Raw genomic sequence first — 21,404 nt, 5'->3', positions numbered from 1 at the left:
GCGTGCTACCTTGCGGCCGAAGGAGTCGCCGCGATGCGCGTTCTGCTGGTGGAAGATGACGAAATGATCGGGCGCAGCCTCAAGCAGGCGCTCGAGGGCGCGGGCTGGTCCGCGGATTGGGTGCGCGACGGCGAGCTCGCGCAAAGTGCCCTGGGCGACGGCGGCTACACCTGCGTGCTGCTCGACCTCGGCCTGCCCAGGCAGGACGGCACCGAGGTGCTGCGCCGCGCCCGCGAACGCGGCGACGCCACGCCGGTGCTGGTGCTCACCGCCCGCGACGGCCTCGACGACCGCATCCACAGCCTCGACCTCGGCGCCGACGACTACCTGCTCAAGCCCTTCGAATTCCGCGAGCTGCTCGCGCGCATGCGCGCCGTCGTGCGGCGGCGCGACGGCGCCGCGCATTCGCTGGTCGGCAGCGCCACGCTGCAGCTGGACCTCACCACGCGCGAGGTGGTGGTCAACGGCGAGCGCGAAGCGCTCACCGCGCGCGAGTTCGCGCTGCTGCACGCGCTGCTGGAGCGCCCCGGCGCCATCCTCTCGCGCGAACAGCTGGAGAACCGCATCTATGGCTGGGGAGAAGAGGTCACCAGCAATGCGATCGACGTGCTGATCCACGGCATGCGCCGCAAGCTGGGCGCGGACGCGATCCGCAACGTCCGCGGCCTGGGCTGGCGCGTGGTTGCATGATGAGGCGCGCCCCCAGGCTTCGCGCACTTCGTATCGCTGCCGCGTTTCGCGAACGGACCCGGGGCCCATGACCGGCGCAGACCGTGGCAGCGGCCGCTGGTGGCGGCCGCATTCGCTGCGCACGCAGCTGCTGCTGTGGCTCATCACGCTGCACCTGGGCGCCGCGGTGCTGACCGCGTGGTTCTCCTTCGTGGCCTACGGCAACCTCGTGCACAACGCGCTGGACGACCAGATGCGCCTGGTGGCCGAGTCGTACGCGGGCAGCGACCCGCTCAAGATCCCGCGCCCCATGGACGGCGAGGCGGCGTTCTCGCGCGGCGCCTTCATCGTGCAGATATGGAGCCCCGACGGCCACACGCTGCGCGCCAGTTCGTGGCCGGTGCTGGCGGTGCCGCTGCAGTCGCGCGCGGGCTTCGGCGACGTGAGCACGGGCGCGCATTCGCAGTCGAGCTGGCGCGTGTTCACCGCCGAGCCCGGCCCGCGCGCCGACCAGCCGCGCGTGCAGGTGCTGCAGAACGAGGACTACCGCCGCCGCCGCGCCCTGCGCCGCGCATTGCTCGAAGGCCTGCCGATCACGCTGCTGCTGCCGCTGGCGCTGCTGATCCTGTGGATCATCGTGTCGGCCGCCTCGCGCTCGCTGCGCGCGGTGGCGCGCGACGTGGCCTCGCAGGACGAGCGCAGCCCCACCGAGCTGTCGCTGGCGCGCGTGCCCGAAGAGATCGCACCGCTGGTGGGCGCCTTCAACAACCTGCTGTCGCGCGTGCGCAGCGCCTTCGCCACGCAGCGCCGCTTCGTGCAGGACGCGGCACATGAGCTGCGCACGCCGATGGCCGCCATCGGCCTGCAGATCGAGAACCTGCGCGCCCACGTGCCGGCCGGCGAGGCGACCGAGCGTTTCAACCAGCTCGAAGCCGGCGTCACGCGCGCGCAGCACCTGATCGAGCAGCTGCTCAACCTGTCGCGCCAGGACGCGCCGCAGCGCAGCACCGCCGGCGAGCGTGTCGACATCGAGGTGCTGCTGCGCGAGAGCGTGAGCCAGCTCATGGTGCTGGCCGATGCGCGGCGCGTGGACATCGGCTTCGAGGGCGGCATCGCGGCAGTGGTGGTGGCGCCCGCGGCCGAGCTGCGCAGCGTGTTCGACAACCTGATCGACAACGCGCTGCGCTATGCGCCCGAAGGCGGCGTGGTCGACGTGAAGCTGCACCAGTTCGGCGGCCATGCGGTGGTCGACGTGCTCGACAACGGCCCCGGCATTCCGAAGGCCATGATGGGCCGCGTGTTCGACCGCTTCTTCCGCGTGCCGGGCGCGGCGGCGGGCGGCAGCGGCCTGGGGCTGGCCATTGCCCGCACGGCGGCGGAGCGGCACGGCTTGCGCATCGAGCTGCACAACCGCGAAGACGGCCCGGGATTGAGGGCGCGCGTGCATCTGCCGCCGTCGCCGGCCGCGCCTATTTCGCACTGAGTGCGAAGGCCGGCGCGCGGCGCGCTCACTCATCCGCGCCTAACTCTTCGCTCACGTCCAACTCAGATGGCGTGCCTAGAGTGCGTTCAGGTCCTGCCACGCGCAGTTCGCGCGATGGCACGAGGCCGGAGACAACATGCCCTCAGGAGAACACACCATGCGTACTTCCCTCAAGCTTCTCGCCGTCGGTTCCCTTGCTGCGCTGGCAGCGATGGGCGCGGTCACCGCATCGGCCGAAACCACCGATGGTTCGGACTTCCATCCGCTGCAGATGAACTCGCCCACTAACCCCGATGTGCAGGCCGGCGCGATGGCTGCGGCCCGCCCGAGCGGCACCGAGCCGATCGGCCAGTCGACCAGCGCACCCGCGATGAATTCGACGATGCCGGTGGCCGACATCCAGGCCGGCGCCTATGCGGCGTCGCACCCGACCGGCACCGAGCCGATCGGGCAATCGACCTCGCTGCCGATGGTGAAGTCGGGCAGCGGCAGCTGAGCGCCGTCGCGCCGATGATGGCGCCGCGACGGGCGCCTGTTCGCGTTCGCTGCGGCTTCGTGTATCTGCAGCAGGATGCCGCGTTTGCGGGCTGCGCGTTCCGTCACGTTTTCAGGGCGTGACCACGATCTTTCCGAACGGTCCGCGCGCGAGGTGGTCGAGCGCGGCGGGCAGCGCATCGAAGTCGTAGCGCGCCGCGATGACCGGCCTGAGCGCGTTCACGTCGATGGCGCGCACCAGGTCTTCCAGCGCGCGGCGGTGGCCCACGCCGATGCCTTGCACCGTGGCGCGGCCCAGCACCATGGCGTAGAACGACGCGCTCAGGGTCTCGCCTTCGAGCATGCCGATGATCGACACGCGCCCACCCTGCCTCAGCGCCTGCAGAGAGCGGTCGAGGTTGGGTCCGCTCGCGAGTTCGAGCACATGGTCGGCGCCGCGGCCTTGCGTGAGCCTGCGCACTTCGGCCGGCCAGTCGCCGTCGCGCGCCAGCACGTGCGAGGCGCCCAGCGCCTGCACCTGCGCGCGCTTGCTCTCGCTGCCCGTGACCACGATGGCCTGCGCGCCATGCAGCCGCGCGATCTGCAGGCCGAACAGCGCGACGCCGCCGGTGCCGTGGATGAGCACCGTCTCGCCCGCGCGCAGCCCCCCGGTCTCCGCCAGCGCGAACCAGGCGGTGAGGCCGGCGCAGGGCAGGGTGCTGGCTTCGGCCAGGCTCAGCGTGGCGGGCGCGGCCACGGCCCAGTCCGCGTCGATGCACACGTGCGAGGCCAGCATGCCCGGCCCCGGACCGCCGAACAGCGTGGCGCCGGCCTGCCAGTGGCTGTCGATCCAGCCGCCCCAGAAAGTGTTGACCACGCGGTCGCCCACCGCGAAGCGCGTCACGCCCTCGCCGACGGCCACCACGGTGCCCGCCATGTCGGAGCCGGGCGTGAAGGGCAATGCGAGCGGCATGCCCATGCCGTCGCGCACCATCAGCAGGTCGCGGTAGTTGAGCGCCACCGCGCCGACCTGCACCAGGATCTGGTTCGCGCCCGGCGCGGGCAGGGGCGCTTCGGCCTGTTCGAGGTTGGCGTGGCCGAGCACCGGCAGTTGCCAGCGGCGCAGCATTCGAGCTTCTTGCATGAGGGGACTCCGGGAAAAAAGAGCGCCCATGCTATTGACGATTGCTGATATCCAGTGGTGGATAATTTTCGCTTTGATGGTGCTTGAAAGTATCCAATGGGTCAGCGTCTTCAGGGCATCGAAGAATTCGTGGCGGCGGTGGAAGCGGGCAGCTTTGCGCTGGCCGCGCAGCGCCTGCACGTCACGCGCTCGGCCGTGGCCAAGAGCATCGGGCGGCTCGAGGCGCGGCTGAACACGCGGCTCTTCCTGCGCACCACGCGCAGCCAGAGCCTCACCGAGGAAGGCCACGGTTACTACGAGCGCTGCCGCCGCGTGCTGGCCGAACTCGAGGCGGCCGAGGCCATGGCCGACTCGGCGCGCAGCACCGCCTCCGGCCTGGTGCGCCTGAGCATGCCGGCGATGCTGGGCCGGCTGAAGGTGGGGCCGCTGCTGCTGGCGCTGGCGCGGCGGCATCCGCAGCTGTCGCTCGAACTCTCGTTCAACGACCGGCGGGTGGACCTGGTGGAAGAAGGGCTCGACCTGGCCATTCGCAGCGGCGAACTGGCCGATACCGACGAGCTCGTCGCGCGGCCCGTCGGCACGCAATGGATGACGCTGTGCGCCGCGCCCGCGTACCTGGCCGAGCGGGGGCATCCGCGCGGCGTGGCCGAGCTCGTGGCGCCGCACGAGGCGGTGTTCTATGCGCGCGACGGGCAGGTATCGACCTGGCGCTTCCATGCGGGCGAAGGCGGCCTCGCGGACATGGTCGAGGTGACGCTGCCGTCGCGCCTGCGCTGCGACAGCGCCGAGGTGCTGCTCGAGGCGGCCATCGGCGGCATGGGCCTGGCGCGCCTGCCGGCCTGGCTGGCGGCCGATGCGCTCGCGGCCGGCACGCTGGTGCGGGTGTTCGACGAGCCGCGGCCCTTCGGCTTTGCGCTGAACGTGATCCGCTCGCGCAGCCGCTACCTGCCGCTGAAGACCCGCGTGGTGATCGACTGGCTGGCCGAGCACCTGCCGCCGCTGCTGGCCGCACGCTGAAAACCCTGCGCCGCCGTGCGACGCGGCGCTATCCTGCGGCTTCCTGCCATCGCACACCGAGGAGACCCGCCGCATGCGCCCATTCGCCATTCCACACACCGCAGCCGCCGTCGCATGCACGGCCCTCGTGGCCACGGCGGCGCTGCTGGGCGCGTCGAACGCGGCCGCGCAGGGCACCGTCAACGCGCTGTGCAGCACCGACGCTGGCTGGTGCGAGGCCGCCGCCGCGGCCTTCACGCGCGAGACCGGCATCAAGGTGCAGCAGGCCCACAAGGGCACCGGCGAAATCGGTGCGCAGCTGCGCGCGGAAGCTGCCAACCCCAAGACCGACATCTGGTGGGGCGGCACCGGCGACCCGTTCCTGCAGGCCGCCGAGCAGGGCCTGCTGGAGCCCTACCGGCCGGCCTACATCAACGACCTGTACGACTGGTCGGTGCGCCAGTACGCGATGTCGCAGAACATGGTGGGCGGCTTCTACACCAGCGCCATCGGCTTCGGCTTCAACACCGACCTGCTGAAGAGAAAGAAGCTGCACGAGCCCAGGTGCTGGGCCGACCTGGTCAAGCCCGAATACAAGGGCGAGATAGAAATATCGCACCCCGCCTCCAGCGGCACGGCCTACACCATCATCGCGGGCCTGGTGCAGCAGATGGGCGAGGACCAGGCCTTCGAATACCTCAGGAAGCTGCACCGCAACGTGACCAGCTACACCCGCAGCGGCCAGGCGCAGGCGCCCAACGTGGCCAAGGGCGAAGTGGCCATCGGCGTGAGCTTCATTTTCGGCTTCGAGCGCTGGCGCTACGACAAATTTCCCGTGAAGACCGCCGCGCCCTGCGAGGGCACCGGCTACGAGATCGGCGGCATCGCCCTGGTGAAGGGCGCGCGCAACAAGGAGAACGCCAAGCGCTACTACGACTGGCTCATGAGCCCCGCGGGCCAGTCCATCGGCGGCAAGGCAGGCAGCCTGCAGTCGCCGGCCAACAAGACCTTCAAGCCCGACCCGCGCATCCCGTCGATGGCCGACGTGAAGCTCATCAAGTACGACTTCGAGAAATACGGCAAGGCGGCCGAGCGCAAGCGGCTGATCGACCGCTGGACCCGGGAAGTGGAATCCCAGCCGAAGTGACGAAGGAGCCTACGAGCAGGTCTTGTTGTGGGAGGCGTGCATGCCCTTGGCCTTGGCATCGGCCTCGCTCAGGTATTCGCCCTTCTTGGTCTTGCCGTAGTAGCGGTCGCCCATGCAGTGGTAGACCTTGGTCTCGTCGTTGGCCCACACCTTGCCGGCACCGCCGCCGGGCGCGGCGGCCATCTTCGTGGGGTCGGGCGCGCCGGGGGTCTTGGTGGCCGTGCCGGTGCTCGGCGCGACGCCGGTCTTGCCGACATCGGCCGACTGCGTCTGCACGGCCGGAGCCGCGGCGGCAGCAGGCGCTGCAGGCGCCGCGGCCGCGCCCTTGCCGAACCACGTCTTGATGCCCTTGTGCCCGCGGCAGGCGCCTGACCTGGTGTCGGGCGACGCATAGCTGCCGTCCTTGCATTGCACGGTGGTGCCGGCCGGCGCGTCGGCCGGCACCTGGGCCTGCGCCGCGAAGGCGGCCAGGCCGAGGCAGGCGGCGATCCACAGCGTCCGGGGATTCTTGTTGTTCATGGAAAGCTCCTGGTGGGTTGGAAACGAGGGCAACCCCGCAGCTTTGGCGATCAATCCCAGCGGGAGCTGACCTGGCGCAGCCCTGCTGCGCACCTCGACCGGCAGAATTGCCGTTCGACGCCATGCCCGGCGCATCGGGAATCGATTTTTCTGGAGATGCCGGGTGCGGTACTCTTTTGTGTTCCATGAGGCGCCGTGCGCCTACGTGTGGAGGCCATTCGTTTTAATAAAAATACGAAGTGCATCAGTCCTGAGGCTCGGGATGTTGAAGAAGCACACGAACGCCTTACCTTAGAAAGTCGGCACGCCGTCACCTTGCGGGCACCGTGCCGATTTAGAATTTTTTTGACTCGATATTTCTCTTTCCATGGCTGATTCCTCCAACACCAAACTCCCGTTCCAGGCTGAAGTCGCGCAACTGCTGCACCTCGTCACGCATGCGCTTTATTCGAACAAGGAAATCTTCCTGCGCGAGCTGATCTCGAACGCCTCCGACGCGTGCGACAAGCTGCGCTTCGAGGCGCTCGACCACCCCGAGCTGTACGAGGGCCAGTCCGATCTCGACGTGCGCCTGTCCTTCGACAAGGCCGCGCGCACCATCACCATCACCGACAAGGGCATCGGCCTGTCGCGCCAGGAAGCCATCGACAACCTCGGCACCATCGCCAAGAGCGGCACCAAGGACTTCATGAGCAAGCTCAGCGGCGACCAGAAGGCCGACGCTCAGCTCATCGGCCAGTTCGGCGTGGGCTTCTACTCGGGCTTCATCGTGGCCGACAGGATCACGGTCGAATCGCGCCGCGCCGGCCTGCCGGCCGACCAGGGCGTGCGCTGGGTCAGCGGCGGCGCCGGCGACTTCGAGGTGGCCGACATCACCCGCCCCGAGCGCGGCACCAGCATCACGCTGCACCTGCGCGACGACGCCGACGAATACCTCAACGCCTGGAAGCTCAAGCAGATCGTCGGCAAGTACTCCGACCACATCTCCCTGCCCATCCTGATGGAAAAGGAAGAGTGGAAGGAAGGCGAGAACGACCAGCCCGGCGACATGGTGAAGACCGGCGAATGGGAAACCGTCAACAAGGCCAACGCCCTGTGGAGCCGCCCCAAGAAGGACATCACCGCCGAGCAGTACGAAGAGTTCTACAAGAGCATCAGCCACGACTACGAGGCGCCGCTCGCCTGGAGCCACAACCGCGTGGAAGGCAGCACCGAATACACGCAGCTGCTCTACATCCCGGCCAAGGCCCCGTTCGACCTGTGGAACCGCGACAAGAGTGCGGGCGTCAAGCTGTACGTCAAGCGCGTCTTCATCATGGACGACGCCGAGGCCCTGCTGCCCAGCTACCTGCGCTTCGTGAAGGGCGTGATCGACTCTGCCGACCTGCCGCTGAACGTGAGCCGCGAGCTGCTGCAGGAAAGCCGCGACGTGAAGGCCATCCGCGAAGGCAGCACCAAGCGCGTGCTCGGCATGCTCGAAGACCTGGCGAAGAAGCAGAAGACCGGCCCCGAGAGCACCGAAGGCCGCATCGACGTGGGCTCGGGCGAATCGGTGCCCGCACCCGAGCCGACCGAAGCCGTGACCGACGTGGTCGACAAGAACGCGCCCACCGCCGCCGAAGCCGCCGCGAGCGCGGCCGACGAATCGGGCAAGTACGCCAAGTTCTACGCCGAGTTCGGCGCCGTGCTCAAGGAAGGCCTGGGCGAGGACTTCGGCAACCGCGACCGCATCGCCAAGCTGCTGCGCTACGCCTCCACCACCACCGACACGGTGAGCGTGAGCTTCGCGGACTACAAGGCCCGCATGAAGGAAGGCCAGGACGCGATCTACTACATCACCGCCGACACCCTCGCCGCCGCCAAGAACAGCCCGCAGCTCGAAGTCTTCAAGAAGAAGGGCATCGAGGTGCTGCTCATGACCGACCGTGTGGACGAGTGGGCGCTGAACTACCTCAACGAGTTCGACGGCACCCCGCTGCAAAGCGTGGCCAAGGGCGCGGTCGACCTCGGCAAGCTGCAGGACGAGGCCGAGAAGAAGGCCGCCGAGGAGGCCGCCGAGTCGTTCAAGCCGCTGCTGGAGAAGCTCAAGGAAGCGCTCAAGGACAAGGCCGAAGACGTGCGCGTGACCACCCGCCTGGTCGACTCGCCCGCCTGCCTCGTGGTGCAGGACGGCGGCATGAGCACGCAGTTGGCGCGCATGCTCAAGCAGGCCGGCCAGCCCGCGCCCGAGCTGAAGCCGGTGCTCGAGGTGAACGCCGAGCATCCGCTGGTGAAGAAGCTCGAAGGCTCGGCGCACTTCGACGACCTCGCGAACATCCTGTTCGACCAGGCGCTGCTGGCCGAAGGCGGCCTGCCCGCCGATCCGGCGGCCTATGTGAGGCGCGTGAACGCGCTGCTGGTGTGACCGGCCGGCCGCGCACCGTCCGGACAACGGCCGCCGCGGTTCCCGCGGCGCTGCTGCTCCTCATGGTGGGCGGCTGCTCGCACTATCACGTCGGCATTCCGCTGGTGCCGGGGCTCTCGCTGGGGCTCGGCGCCACGAAGGACGGCAACTTCTCGGTGGGGCTCAACACGGGCTTCGGCCCACTCAGCGCGGGCGTGGCGGTGAACAACGGCGGGCAGGTGTCGGGCTCGGCCGGCGTCGGTGTCGGCGTGGGGCCGGTGGCCACGGGGATCAGCAAGGGCGCGGTGCTCTACGACCCGAAGGCCGCGCCCGCAACACCCGCCGCAGCCGCCTCGACCGTGGCCCCGGCCGCCGTCACCGTGACGGCCGCGCCGGGAACGCCCGCCCCCATCCTGTATTCGACGCCAGCGGCGCCTTTCACGCCTATAGCGTCTACTGCGCCTTCAGCGCCGGTCGCGCCCGCGGCCCGGACTGCCGCCGCTCCGGCTGCCCCCGCCAGGCCGCCTCTCTTCAAGATCACGCGCCCGCCGCCGGAGCCTGCGGTGAACGTGAGCTACCGCACGCCGGCCGTCGCGGCCGCGGCGGCCTCGGCCCGCGAGGCCGGCACGCCGGGCAATCCCGTCGCGCCTTGATGGCCGCGTCCTTTCAATCATCCGCGCCGCGGAGCGGCGCGAGGGTGCCCCGATGAGTCTCAGCACAGAAGCCGTCCTGGCGCTCGCCCCCGACGACGCGTCGGCCAAGGCCGCCAAGGGTTTGCTCGCACCGGCCAAGTGGCCCACGCTCGCGTTCTCCGACACCGCCGTGTGGGGCGAATGCCAGGGCAGCGGCAGCAAGCCTTACCAGACGCAGGTCGACCTCACGGGCCCGGTGTTCCGGTGCTCGTGCCCGAGCCGCAAATTCCCTTGCAAGCACGGCCTGGCGCTGATGCTGCTGCGCGCGCAGAACGAAGCCGGCTTCACCCAGGGCGACCCGCCGCCGTGGGTGGCCGAGTGGCTCGCCTCGCGCCGCGAAAAAGCCGAGAAGAAAGAAGCCCGCGCCGCCGAACCGCCGGCCGCGGCCGACCCCGCCGCTGCCGCCAGGCGCGACGCGCAACGCTGGAAGCGCATCGAGGCAGGCGCGCAGGAGCTTGCACTCTGGCTCGACGACCAGACCCAGCGCGGCCTGGCATCGCTCGGCAGCGAGCAGCAGCAAGCCTGGAGCGCGATGGCCGCGCGCATGGTCGATGCCCAGGCGCCAGGGCTCGGCCAGCGCATCACGCAGGCGGCCGAACTCATCGGCGTGGGCGAAGGCTGGCCCGCGCGGCTGCTCGACCGGCTCGGGCGGCTGCAGCTGATCGTCGATGCGGTCCCGCGCCGCGAATCGCTGTCGCCCGCCACGCTGGCCGATTTGCGCACCGCGCTCGGCTGGCCCCAGGACCGCGAGGCGCTGCTCGCCGAGGGCGAACGCGTCAGCGACCACTGGCTGGTGCTGGGCCAGTGCATCGACGAGCGCGACACCAAGCTGGTCGAGCGCCACGTGTGGCTGCAGGGCCGCGCGAGCAGGCGCCGCGCGCTGCTGCTCGACTACGCCCACGGCGGGCGCGGCTTCGAGACCGGCTGGGTCAGCGGCAGCGAACGCGCGGCGGTGCTGTGCTTCTATCCGGGCCATGCCTCGCAGCGCGCGCTGGTGGCCGAGCTGCCGTCCGACGCGCCCGCCACGGCCGTACCTGCCGTCCCCGCCGTCCCTGCGGATGGCGCGCCCGACGAATGGCAGCGCATGGCGCAGCAGATCGCCGCCAACCCCTGGCAGCCGCTGCTGCCGATGGTGTGGGCCGACGCCGTGCCCAGCCGCGATGGCGACCGCTGGTGGCTGCGCCTTGGCGGCGCGCCGCAGGCGCTGCCGATGCAGGTCGCCGCGCAGGAGGCATGGCAGCTGCTGGCGCATTCCGGCGGTGCGCCGCTGCGCGTGTTCGGCGAATGGGACGGCGAGCAGTTCGCGCCGCTCACCGCATGGCCGATGGGTGCCGTGGCGGGCAGTGCGCCGGTCTGGACGCTGACGGGAGTGCGGACATGAGCGCAGCGCCGGGCCGCCCCAAGCAAGCTCGCACCGCAGTGCGAAGCACGGAGGTCATCGAATGAGCCACTGGAACCAACTGCTGCAGGCCGCGCTGGTCGGCACCTCGCGCCAGCCCGTGCCGCCGGCCGAAGGCATGGCGGGCGAATTCGCCGGGCTGCTGCAGGCGCTGCAAGGCGGCGAGGCGCAAGGCCGGTTGCTGCGCATGGCGGGTGCCGTCGCGGTCGGGCGGCGCGCGGGCTTCGTCGCGCCGAAGCTGTCGCCGTCCGACGCGCCCGTCGCCGCCGAAGACGAACGCCCCGAACTCAAGGACGCCGCGCTGCAGGCCGCCATCGCCGATGCCCTGTCGAGCGGCCCGCTGCGCCTTCAGCATGAAGGCCTGGCCGCGCTCGCGGCCGCCGGCCTGCGCCTGCCGCACAGCCTGCTGCCCCTGGCGCTCGACGCCGGCCGCCGCGCCATCGACCTGCGGCCCGCCGTGGCGCCCGCGCTCGGCGAACGCGGCCTCTGGCTCGCGGCGCGCAACGACGACTGGCGCTATGCCATCGGCGCCAGCGAACAGGCCGACGCGCAGACACGCTGGGACGAAGGCAGCCTCGACCAACGCGTCGCGGTGCTGCGCGAACAGCGCCAGGCCGACCCGGCCGGCGCGCGCGAACGCCTTGCCGCCGAGCTGCAGCAACTGCCCGCCAAGGACCGCGCCGCGCTGCTCGGCGCGCTCGCCGAAAACCTCGGCCCCGACGACGAGGCACTGATCGACGCCCAGCTCAAGGACCGCGCCCGCGACGTCCGCCAGGCCGCCGTCGAACTGCTGCAGCGCCTGCCGCAGAGCGCGCATGCGCAGCGCATCGCCGCCTTCCTCGAACCGCTGCTGAAGCACGACGGCGCCACATGGCGCATCGACGCTCCCGAAGCCGCCGACGCGCGCTGGAAGGACGACGCCATCGACCCCGCACGCCCCACGCACGAGGGCCTCGGCGAGCGCGCATGGTGGCTCTACCAGCTCGTGCGCCAGGCGCCGCTGTCTTGGTGGACCGCGCGCACCGGCATGACGCCGGCGGCCTTGCTCGACTGGGCCGCCGCCGGCGACTGGAAGGACGCGCTGCTGCGCGGCTGGAACGACGCCGTCATCGCCGCCCCCGACCACGACTGGTGCGACGCCATGCTCGACCGTCCGCGCGCCCAGCGCGCCTGGATCGGCCAGCTGCTCGCGCTGCTGCCGCGCGCGCGCCGCGAGCGCCACTGGCTCGCCGAGCTGGGCGCCGAAGGCAACGGCGCGCAGGAAGTCGTGGGCTTCGCCGACCAGGCCTGCGCGCCCGGCGAAACGCCGTCGGCCGAGCTGTCCGCCAGGCTGGCCGCCGCGCTGCGCCTGCGCGTGGAGCGCGGCAGCCTCGCCAACGACTACATGCTGCGCCAGGTGCTCACCAGCGCCGCGGCGCTGCTGCATCCCTCGGCGCTGCCTGCGCTGGCCGACCTGCCGCGCACCGCCGACGAAACACCCGGCACCGCCAACGCACTGGCCGAGACCGCGCGCATCGTGCGCGCGCGCCGGCTGTTCCTCACCCTTTCATCTACTTCTTCTTCTCCATCCCAAGGCCGTCCATGAGCAATGTCCTGCGCCAGCATGCCGAACAGCAATTCGCCGAAGAACTCGATGCGCTCCAGAAGGTCGACGACCGCCAGCGTCCGGCCAACTGGAAGCTCTCGCCCTGGGCGGTGCTCACCTACCTGATGGGCGGCAAGCTCGCCAGCGGCTTCGAGGTCAGCCCCAAGTACATCGGCAATCCGCGACTGATGGAAATCGCGGTCTCCACGCTCGCCACCGACCGCGCGCTGCTGCTGTACGGCGTGCCGGGCACGGCCAAGTCGTGGGTATCCGAGCACCTGGCCGCCGCCGTGAGCGGCGACTCCACCATGCTGATCCAGGGCACCGCCGGCACCAGCGAAGAGCAGCTGCGCTACGGCTGGAACTACGCCGAGCTGCTGGCCCACGGCCCGTCCGACAAGGCGCTGGTGCCCAGCCCGCTGGTGCACGCCATGCGCCTGGGCAAGATCGCGCGCGTCGAGGAACTCACCCGCATCCCGGCCGACGTGCAGGACACGCTGATCACCGTGCTGTCCGAAAAGACACTGCCCATTCCCGAACTCGGCAGCGAGGTGCAGGCGGTGCGCGGTTTCTCGGTCATTGCCACCGCCAACAACCGCGACAAGGGCGTGAACGAGCTGTCGAGCGCGCTCAAGCGCCGCTTCAACACCGTGGTGCTGCCGGTGCCGTCGAGCGAGGCGGAGGAAGTGCAGATCGTGGTCAAGCGCGTGGGCGAACTGGGCCGCGCGCTCGCGCTGCCGGCCGAGCCGCCGGCGCTGCAGGAAGTGCGCCGCGTGGTGCAGATCTTCCGCGAGCTGCGCAACGGCCAGACCGAGGACGGCAAGACGCGCATCAAGTCGCCCAGCTCCACGCTCTCCACCGCCGAGGCCATCTCCGTCATCAACAGCGGCATGGCGCTGGCCGGCCACTTCGGCGACGGCGTGCTGCGTTCGGCCGACGTGGCCTCGGGCCTGATCGGCGCGGTCATCAAGGACCCGGTGCAGGACCAGGTGGTGTGGAAGGAGTACCTGGAGACGGTGGTGAAGGAGCGCAGCGACTGGAAGGACCTGTACCGCGCCTGCCGCGAGCAGCTGTGAGCGCGCCGATGTCGGACTCCCCACAGCCAGACCTCCCTTCGCAGACGCCGGCGCTGCAGACCACCCAGGTGCACCTGGACGGCCTGTTCGACGTGCTGGCCAAGCACCTGTATTCCACGCCCGTGGTGGCGATCCGCGAGCTGATCCAGAACGCGCACGACTCCATCTCGCGCCGCCGGCTCGAAGACCCGTCCTTCACCGAGGCCGGCCGCATCGACGTGCTGGCCGACGAGGCCGCGCAGACCATCGTCATCCGCGACAACGGTTCCGGCCTCACCGAGCAGGAGCTGCACCGCTACCTCGCCACGCTGGGCAACGGCTACACGCGGCAGCTGCGCGCGTCCGACAAGGACGGCAGCGACGAGCTCATCGGCCTGTTCGGGCTGGGCTTTCTCTCCGCCTTCGTGGTGGCCGAGCAGGTTGTGGTGAACAGCACCTCGTTCCAGTCGCCCGGCGAAGGCTGGCGCTACCGCTCGTCGGACGGCCGGCGCTACGCGGTGCAGGCCATCGACGCGCGGCCGGTGGGCACCGAGATCCACCTCGCGATGCGCAGCGACTTCAACCACCTGTGCTCGGCCGGCGTGCTGAAGAAAGTGCTCGGGCGCTATTGCGCGCTGCTGCGCGAGCCGCTGTGGTTCGACGACGAATGCGTCAACGCCGACCCGCCGCCTTGGCGCGCCGCCGCCGACGGCGTGGTGCTGCACCCCGCGGTGCTGCAGCGCCAGCGCATGGCCTTCGCCGCACGCATGGAGCGGCACTTCGAGCCCATCTGCGTGATTCCCGTGGAGCCCGAGGGCGAGAGCGACGCGCGCGGCCTGCTGTGGGTGCAGGACGGCGCCACCTACGGCACCAGCGACAACCGCCACCTGAGCGTCTACGTGCGCGGCATGCTGCTCGACGACGAGGCGCGCGACCTGCTGCCGGTGTGGGCCGGCTTCATCGGCGGCGTGATCGAGTCGAACGCGCTCACGCCCACCGCCAGCCGCGAAGACCTGCAGCGCGACGCCGCCTACCAGGCCACGCGCGCTCACATCCAGGACGCGCTGATCCGCGGCCTGGCCGATCTTTCGCGGTCGCAGGCACCGGCCTGGAGCCGGCTGCTCACGCGCCACAACGAGGCGCTGCTGGGCGCCGCGCTGTGCGAGGACGAACTCTTCGCCATGCTGGCCGACGCCGTGCGCCTGCCCACCAGCCAGGGCGACCTGCCGGTGCGCAGCCTGGTGCGCGAAGGCCGCATCCACCTGAGCCTGGGCCAGAGCGGCGGCTTCGAGGACGTGCTGTTCCGCGCGCTGCAGGTGCCCGTGGCGCGCGGCGACCGCTACGCGGTGGCCGGCTTCCTGCGCCAGTGGGTGCGCGATCGCGGCGTGCAGCTCATCGAGATCGGCACCGCCGCCGGCAACGCCCGCATGTTCCGCGGCGAAGACCTGCCCGAGAGCGAACTCGCCTGGCTGCGCGAACACCTCGCATGGGGCGAGCTGGTGGTGCCCGCGCGCTTCGTGTCGCCCGAGCTGCCGCTGATCGCCGTGCCCGACCGCGAGGCGCAGCTGAAGGCGCGGCTGGAGACCGACGAGGCCAGGAAGCGCATGGCCGGCGCCGCGCTCAGCCTGGCGCGCGCGTTCACCCAGCGCATCGACGCGAGCGTGTCGGCGCGGCTGTACGTGAACCTCGACAACCCGGCCATCCAGGCGCTGCTGCAAAGCCACCGCGAGGGCCGCGCCGTGCCCGCGCATGCGGTCGCGCTGCTGCGCAGCTTCAAGGCCATCATGGCGCCGGGCGGCGAGGAACTGAAGGGCCAGCCGCCGCTGGTCGAACTGCTGGCCGATTTCAGCCGGGCCGTGGCCGCGCTCTGCGCGCCGCGCTCGGCTTCCTAGAAAACCAAAGAGAGAGGATCAACACGATGGACAGCTTTGCCTGGGTCAACGACCTGTCGGACCGGCTCGAGGAAGAAGGCCAGCAGCGCCTGGCCTACCTGATTCACGACGTGCCGCACCAGCAGTTCCAGGGCAACCATGCGCTGGTCGAGGCGCTGGTGCCCGAGGCGCTCGCCAGCGCGCGCGGACTCGACATTCCGTGGCTCGACGTGTACTTCAAGCACTGGCTGTGCGCCTCGCGCGTGGCGCGCCACCACGGCGAGTCGCAGCTCGGCGAAGTGGTCGATGCCTACGAGCGGGCGCACCAGGAAAAGACCCAGGGCTGCCCGCAGAGCGTGTGCGTCACGCAGGACCTGGTGGCCACCTACGCGAACGTCGACGGCCCCGGCTGGGCCGGCGAGCGCCTCGCGGCCTGCGACGAGACGCTGGCGCGCATCGACCCCAGCTGGGGCTGCTTCGGCTGCCTGAGCATCGAGCGCGCCAATGCCATGGGCGACCAGGGCCAGCCGCGCGAGGCCGTGCTCTACCTGAAGAGTCAGCGCGACGCTCAGCGCCGCGCCGGCGAGGAAGTGACCACGCTGTTCGTCACCACCGAGGTCGAGCAATGGCTCGCGGCCGGCGACCCGCACACCGCGCTCAAGCTGCTCGACGACTCCGAGGACGAAGCCGACGAGGACGACCGCCGCGAGCAGTCGACCCGCCTGCTGCAGCGCAGCCGCGCGCTCGTGCTGGCCGGCCAGCCGCAGGCCGGGTGGGACCTGCTGCCGGAATTCGGCGACATCGAGGTGGCCGACCATGTGTCGTGGTGCCGCGCCGCCGTCGCGGCCGCGCGCGCGCTGCCGGAGCTCAACACGCCCGCGCTGGGCCACGCGCTGTGGACCACCATCGAGCACCTGCACACCGTCGGCAGCCACCGGCTGCTGATCGACCTTGCGCTGGCCCAGGCCGAGCTGGCCGGCGCGCGGCAGGTGCCGTGGCTGGCCGCGCAGGCCGTGGCGCGTGCGCGCCACCACGTGCCGTTGCTGCGCGAGGACTTCGGTGCCGCCGACAAGGTGCGGCGTGCCGAGCAGGCGCTCGCCGCCGTGGCACCGAAGCCCGCGCCGAGCGCGCCCGAATCGCTTCCCGACTGGCTGCGTTCGCCCGAGGCCGAGGGCCTGTCGAACGAGACCGTCATCCAGTGGCTGGAGCAGGCGCACCAGGCGCTGCCCGGCGACGAGGGGCTGGCGATGATGCTGGCCTCCGCGCTGTCGAACTACGGCTGCCACGACGAGGCGCGCAGCCGGCTGCAGGCCATGGTGCTGGCGGCGCCGCAATCGGTGGCGCTGCAGAACCACTGGTTCGGCCTGTGCTTCAGCGCCGGCGACCTGGGCGCCATCGAGGAACAGGCGCGACGCATCGAGGCCGCGCAGCCGGCCATGGCCGCCTGGTACCGCGCGCGCATCGCCTTCCGCGAAGGGCGCTACACGCAGGTCGGGCCGCTGGTCGAGCAGGTGCTGGCGCACGACCCCGAGGCCACGGCCACGCGCCGGCTGTGGGCCGACGCGGCCATGGAACTGAAGGACTTCGACACGGCCGTGGCCCAGCGCCGCATGGTGCTGGCCGCCGACGATGCGCCCGAGCCTGGCCGCCGCTGGGAGCTGCTAATCGCCGCCACCGCGGCGCGCCAGTGGGCCGACGTGCGCGCGCAGGCCCGCGCGCTCGAGATGGAACTCGAAGCCGGCCAGCCCGACGATGCCGAGGTCGAGGAAGACTGGGGCCTGGTCTACCTGCGCTGCGAGGAAAACGGCCGCGAGCGCGACGTGCTCGCGCGCCGCACCGGCCCGGCCACCGCGCGCATCGTGCAGCCCTCGCCGCGCGGCCTCGAGCAGCGCCTGGGCGACTGGGTGGTGTTCGAGCCCAGGCTGGCGGAGCAGCCGCCCGAGGACGAGGAAGAACTGCGCACCTACACCCGCGTCTTCACCGCGCCCGTGCACCTGCTGGAGAAGGGCCCCTACGGCCCGAGCTACATGATCGACGGCGTGCACCCCGGCGAGGAAAGCGTGAGCGCCCTGCGCGACGCGCTCCACGAGGCGGGCTGGAGCACCTGGCAGTACAGCAACGACAACTATCGCGTGAGCGACGCCGAAGCGGATGACGCGGACGAAGAAGACGAACACGACGAAGACGACGACCTCCCCGGCCTCTACCTCGCCGTGACCGCGCCCGCCAGCGTGCCGCCGCGCGCCATTGCCGCGCGCGTGGCTGCGCTGTGCAAGGGCCATCAGCTGTGCTGGACCGAGCTGGCCCGCGCGGCCGGCGAGCCGACCGAATGGCACGAGGCCATGGAAGCGCGCTACGGTCTCTGAGCCCCTGCAACTCCACTTTTTCGACGCACTGAACAGATGGGCTCTCCGCTGCACTACTTCGGCATCCGCCACCACGGGCCCGGCTGCGCGCGCAGCCTGCTGCGCGCCTTCGAGTCGCTGCAGCCCGACTGCATCCTGGTCGAAGGCCCGCCCGACGCGGAAGGCCTGCTGTCCTTCATGGCGCACGCCGACCTGCGCCCGCCGGTCGCGATGCTGATCCACGCGGGCGAGGACACGGGGCTCGCCGCCTTCTACCCCTTCGCCGAGTTCTCGCCCGAATGGCAGGCGCTGCAATGGGGCGTGTCGCGCAACCTGCCGGTGCGCTTCATCGACCTGCCGCAGTCGCACCGCATGGCGATCGAGCAGGCCGCGCGCGCCGCCGACGAAGCCGAGGCCGCGAAGGCACAGGAAGCCCCCGGGGCCGAAGCCGGCGAGCCGCCGGGCGATGACGAACACGACGAAGCACCGGCCTCCGGCGAGGAAGCGGCGCTGCGGCGGATCCCCGACGACCCCTTCGACTGGCTCGCCCATGCCGCCGGCTATGCCGACGGCGAGAGCTGGTGGAACCACATGGTCGAGGAGCGCGGCGACGGCGAAGACCTGTTCGGCGCCATCGCCGAGGCCATGACGGCCGTGCGCGCCGAAACACCCGAAGACCGCCGCGGCCCGCGCGCCGCGAAGCGCGAGCAGCTGCGCGAGGCCTTCATGCGGCAATCGATACGCGAAGCCGTCAAGGCCGGCCACCAGCGCATCGCCGTGGTCTGCGGCGCCTGGCATGTGCCGGCCCTTCAGGGCGCGGCCACCGCCAAGGCCGACGCCGCGCTGCTCAAGGGCCTGCCCAGGCTCAAGGTGCTGGCCACCTGGGTGCCGTGGACCTATCGCCACCTCACCAGCGCCAGCGGCTACGGCGCGGGCATCGATTCGCCGGGCTGGTACGAGCACCTGTGGCAGCAGGGCCAGCAGGTGGCGGGCCGCAGCACCGGCTGGCTCGCGCGCGTGGCGCGGCTGCTGCGCGAGCACGACCTCGACTGCTCTTCCGCCCACCTGATCGAGGCCACGCGCCTGGCCGACACCCTCGCCGCCCTGCGCGAACGCCCCGCGCCCGGCCTGCCCGAACTCGACGAGGCCGTGCGCAGCGTGATCTGCATGGGCGAGCAGGCGCCGCTCACGCTGATCCGCGAGCGCCTGACCGTCGGCGACCGCATGGGCCAGGTGCCGGCAGAAGTGCCGACCGTGCCGCTGCAGCGCGACATCGAGCAGCAGCAAAAAAGCCTGCGCCTGAAGCCGGAAGCCACCGCGCGCACGCTCGACCTCGACCTGCGCCAGCCCAACGACCTCGCGCGCAGCCACCTGCTGCACCGGCTGCGCCTGCTCGACCTGCCCTGGGGCGCGCCCACCGTCGGCCAGCGTTCCAGCCGCGGCACCTTCCACGAGGTGTGGCAGCTGCAGTGGCAGCCCGAATTCGCGCTGCGCATCATCGAGGCCAGCCGCTTCGGCGCGACCCTGGCGCACGCCGCCACCTCGCGCGTGATGGAGCAGCTGGCCGGCGAAAGCTCGCTCACCGCGCTGGCCGGGCAGGTCGACACCGTGCTGCTGGCCGACCTGCCAGCGGCGGTGCAGGCCGTGACCCGCGCGCTCGAAGACCGCGCCGCGCTCACCGGCGACGCGGTGCAGCTCATCGGCGCGGTGCCGCCGCTGGCCAACGTGTTCCGCTACGGCAGCGTGCGCCAGACCGACAGCGCGCTGCTGTCGCACGTGCTCGACAGCCTCATCGTGCGCGGCGCCATCGGCCTGCCCATTGCCTGCGGCGCGCTCGACGCCGAAGCGGCCGAATCGCTGCGCACCAGCCTCATCGCCGCACACGACGCGGTGCGCCTGCGCGACGGCGAGGAAACCACCGCCGCATGGCGCGGTGCGCTGCGCGCCATCGCCTTCGGCGAGAGCGCGGCGCCGCTGCTGCGCGGCGTGGCCTGCCGGTTGCTGCTCGACGATGCGCAGATCGACAGCGAAGGTGCCTCGCAGCAGCTCGCGCGCAATCTCTCGGCCGGCGCTCCGCCGACCGAGGCGGCAGCGTGGCTCGAAGGTTTTCTCAACCGCAACGCGATGGTGCTGCTGCACGACGAGGCCGTGTGGCCGCTGGTCGACGGCTGGCTGTCGGCGCTCGGCGAAGAACACTTCCTGCAGGTGCTGCCGCTGGTGCGCCGCAGCTTCGCCGACTTCTCGGGCGCCGACCGGCGCGCGCTGGGCGAGCGCGCGAAGCGGGGCGCGACGGGTGGAAAAGGCGGCACGGCGGTGGTCGCCACAGCCGCCGCCGAGTGGGACGAATCTCGCGCGGTGCTCGCGCTGCCGCTGCTGCGGGAACTGCTGGGAGTGAAGGCATGAACACCGACGACACCGTTGCCGCGTCCGCGGACGAGACGCCGCCCTCCACCGACCGCCTGCAGCGCTGGCGCCTGGTGCTCGGCAGCGAGGCCACGCCCAGCTGCGGCGCCGTGGAAGGCCGGGTCCGCGAGATCGACATGGCGCTCGCCGCGCTCTACGAGGCCGACGGCCGGCGCGGCCTGGGCCAGGGCGGCCAGCGCGGCGGCCGGGGCGATTCGGCGCCCAGCGTGGCGCGCTGGCTCGGCGACATCCGCAAGTACTTTCCAAGCCAGGTGGTGCAGGTGATGCAGCGCGACGCGATGGAGCGGCTCAACCTGCGCCAGATGCTGCTGCAGCCCGAGATGCTCGAGAACGCCCAGCCCGACGTGCACCTGGTGGCCAGCCTCGTGGCGCTGGCCAGCGTGATTCCCGCGGGCACCAAGGACACCGCGCGCGCCGTGGTGCGCAAGGTGGTCGAAGAGCTCATGAAGAAGCTCGAGGAGCCGATGCGCAGCGCCGTGAGCGGTGCGCTCAACCGCAGCCAGCGCAACCGCCGCCCGCGCCATTCGGAGATCGACTGGAACCGCACCATCCGCGCCAACCTGCGCCACTGGCAGCCCGAGTACCGCACGGTAGTGCCGCAGTCGCTGGTCGGCTACGGCCGCAAGGCGCGGCAGCCGCAGCGCGAGGTGATCCTGTGCATCGACCAGAGCGGCTCCATGGCCGCGTCGGTGGTCTATTCGAGCATCTTCGGCGCCGTCATGGCCAGCCTGCCGGCGGTGGCGACCAGGCTGGTGGTGTTCGACACCAGCGTGGTCGACATGACCGAGCAGCTGCAGGACCCGGTCGACCTGCTGTTCGGCGTGCAGCTGGGCGGCGGCACCGACATCAACGGCGCCGTGGGCTACTGCCAGGGCCTCATACGCGAGCCGCGCAACACCATCCTGGTGCTGATCTCCGACCTGTACGAAGGCGGCGTGGAAGAAAAGCTGCTGCACCGCGCCAACGAGCTGGTCGAGGCCGGCGTGCAGTTCATCGCGCTGCTGGCGCTCAGCGACGAGGGCGCGCCGGCCTACGACCGCGACCTGGCCGCCAAGCTGGCCGCGCTGGGCGTGCCCTCGTTCGCATGCACGCCCGACGCGTTCCCGGGCCTCATGGCCGCCGCCATCAAGCGCGAGGACGTGGCGGGCTGGGCCGCTGCACAAGGCCTGAGGACCAGCAGGGCTGGATGAACAGGCCCTAACATGGAGGCGGAGACGC

At 71.2% G+C, this 21,404-nt stretch carries 16 protein-coding genes; 14 read left to right on the top strand and 2 right to left on the bottom strand.

Annotated features, from left to right (window positions below):
- Positions 1 to 33 precede the first annotated feature (33 nt).
- From WIX39_RS02485 to WIX39_RS02475, 3 genes are all read left to right on the top strand, one after another.
- Positions 34 to 690: a response regulator gene (locus WIX39_RS02485; RefSeq protein ID WP_081267495.1), complete on the top strand. Its 657-nt coding sequence runs from the start codon at positions 34 to 36 to the stop codon at positions 688 to 690.
- A gap of 67 nt (positions 691 to 757) precedes the next feature.
- Positions 758 to 2,152: a sensor histidine kinase gene (locus WIX39_RS02480; protein WP_409194439.1), complete on the top strand. Its 1,395-nt coding sequence runs from the start codon at positions 758 to 760 to the stop codon at positions 2,150 to 2,152.
- 157 nt (positions 2,153 to 2,309) lie between these two features.
- Positions 2,310 to 2,648, top strand: a complete 339-nt coding sequence (locus tag WIX39_RS02475; RefSeq protein WP_106936516.1) for a hypothetical protein — start codon at positions 2,310 to 2,312, stop codon at positions 2,646 to 2,648.
- Positions 2,649 to 2,759: 111 nt separating this feature from the next.
- Here the strand turns inward: WIX39_RS02475 and WIX39_RS02470 are convergent, their stop codons facing one another.
- Positions 2,760 to 3,770, bottom strand: a complete 1,011-nt coding sequence (locus WIX39_RS02470) for a zinc-dependent alcohol dehydrogenase family protein (RefSeq protein WP_106936517.1) — start codon at positions 3,768 to 3,770, stop codon at positions 2,760 to 2,762.
- Positions 3,771 to 3,866: 96 nt separating this feature from the next.
- On the opposite strand from WIX39_RS02470, the gene WIX39_RS02465 reads away from it, so the two are divergent.
- Together WIX39_RS02465 and WIX39_RS02460 are read left to right on the top strand one after the other, a co-directional pair.
- The gene (locus tag WIX39_RS02465) at positions 3,867 to 4,787 is read left to right on the top strand and encodes a LysR family transcriptional regulator (protein ID WP_106936518.1); all 921 of its coding nucleotides are present in this window, start codon (positions 3,867 to 3,869) and stop codon (positions 4,785 to 4,787) included.
- A 73-nt stretch (positions 4,788 to 4,860) separates the two neighbouring features.
- The gene (locus tag WIX39_RS02460) at positions 4,861 to 5,913 is read left to right on the top strand and encodes an ABC transporter substrate-binding protein (RefSeq protein WP_106936519.1); all 1,053 of its coding nucleotides are present in this window, start codon (positions 4,861 to 4,863) and stop codon (positions 5,911 to 5,913) included.
- Between the two features lie 9 nt (positions 5,914 to 5,922).
- Here WIX39_RS02460 and WIX39_RS02455 read toward each other — a convergent pair whose 3' ends face one another.
- A complete protein-coding gene (locus tag WIX39_RS02455) occupies positions 5,923 to 6,432 on the bottom strand; it encodes a DUF3761 domain-containing protein (protein WP_106936520.1) in 510 nt (169 codons plus the stop codon).
- Positions 6,433 to 6,799: 367 nt separating this feature from the next.
- On the opposite strand from WIX39_RS02455, the gene htpG reads away from it, so the two are divergent.
- The 9 genes from htpG (at position 6,800) to WIX39_RS02410 (ending at position 21,376) form a co-directional block, all read left to right on the top strand.
- A complete protein-coding gene (htpG, locus tag WIX39_RS02450) occupies positions 6,800 to 8,836 on the top strand; it encodes a molecular chaperone HtpG (protein WP_106936521.1) in 2,037 nt (678 codons plus the stop codon).
- Positions 8,833 to 9,468, top strand: coding sequence for a hypothetical protein (locus WIX39_RS02445; RefSeq protein ID WP_409194438.1), 636 nt, complete (start codon positions 8,833 to 8,835; stop codon positions 9,466 to 9,468). Before htpG ends, WIX39_RS02445 begins: the two co-directional genes overlap by 4 nt.
- A gap of 52 nt (positions 9,469 to 9,520) precedes the next feature.
- Complete coding sequence (locus tag WIX39_RS02440) at positions 9,521 to 10,888, top strand: SWIM zinc finger family protein (RefSeq protein ID WP_409194437.1); 1,368 nt, start codon at positions 9,521 to 9,523, stop codon at positions 10,886 to 10,888.
- Between the two features lie 61 nt (positions 10,889 to 10,949).
- Positions 10,950 to 12,491, top strand: coding sequence for a DUF5691 domain-containing protein (locus WIX39_RS02435; RefSeq protein ID WP_409194436.1), 1,542 nt, complete (start codon positions 10,950 to 10,952; stop codon positions 12,489 to 12,491).
- Positions 12,488 to 13,567, top strand: a complete 1,080-nt coding sequence (locus WIX39_RS02430; RefSeq protein ID WP_081267506.1) for an ATP-binding protein — start codon at positions 12,488 to 12,490, stop codon at positions 13,565 to 13,567. Before WIX39_RS02435 ends, WIX39_RS02430 begins: the two co-directional genes overlap by 4 nt.
- Before the next feature lie 8 nt (positions 13,568 to 13,575).
- Positions 13,576 to 15,438, top strand: coding sequence for an ATP-binding protein (locus WIX39_RS02425; RefSeq protein ID WP_409194435.1), 1,863 nt, complete (start codon positions 13,576 to 13,578; stop codon positions 15,436 to 15,438).
- Positions 15,439 to 15,464: 26 nt separating this feature from the next.
- Positions 15,465 to 17,783 carry a tetratricopeptide repeat protein gene (locus WIX39_RS02420; protein ID WP_409194434.1) on the top strand — a complete coding sequence of 773 codons (2,319 nt, stop codon included), beginning with the start codon at positions 15,465 to 15,467 and terminating at the stop codon, positions 17,781 to 17,783.
- 36 nt (positions 17,784 to 17,819) lie between these two features.
- Positions 17,820 to 20,165, top strand: a complete 2,346-nt coding sequence (locus WIX39_RS02415; protein ID WP_106936527.1) for a DUF5682 family protein — start codon at positions 17,820 to 17,822, stop codon at positions 20,163 to 20,165.
- Entirely contained in the window at positions 20,162 to 21,376 is a 1,215-nt protein-coding gene (locus tag WIX39_RS02410; RefSeq protein ID WP_106936528.1) for a VWA domain-containing protein, read from the top strand. Before WIX39_RS02415 ends, WIX39_RS02410 begins: the two co-directional genes overlap by 4 nt.
- The last annotated feature ends 28 nt before the right edge of the window (positions 21,377 to 21,404 follow it).

Source organism: Variovorax sp. AB1(2024), from assembly GCF_037482385.2.
Lineage (GTDB): Bacteria > Pseudomonadota > Gammaproteobacteria > Burkholderiales > Burkholderiaceae_C > Variovorax.
The sequence above is the reverse complement of the archived record's forward strand: the minus strand, read 5'-3'. Positions and strand labels throughout refer to the sequence as shown.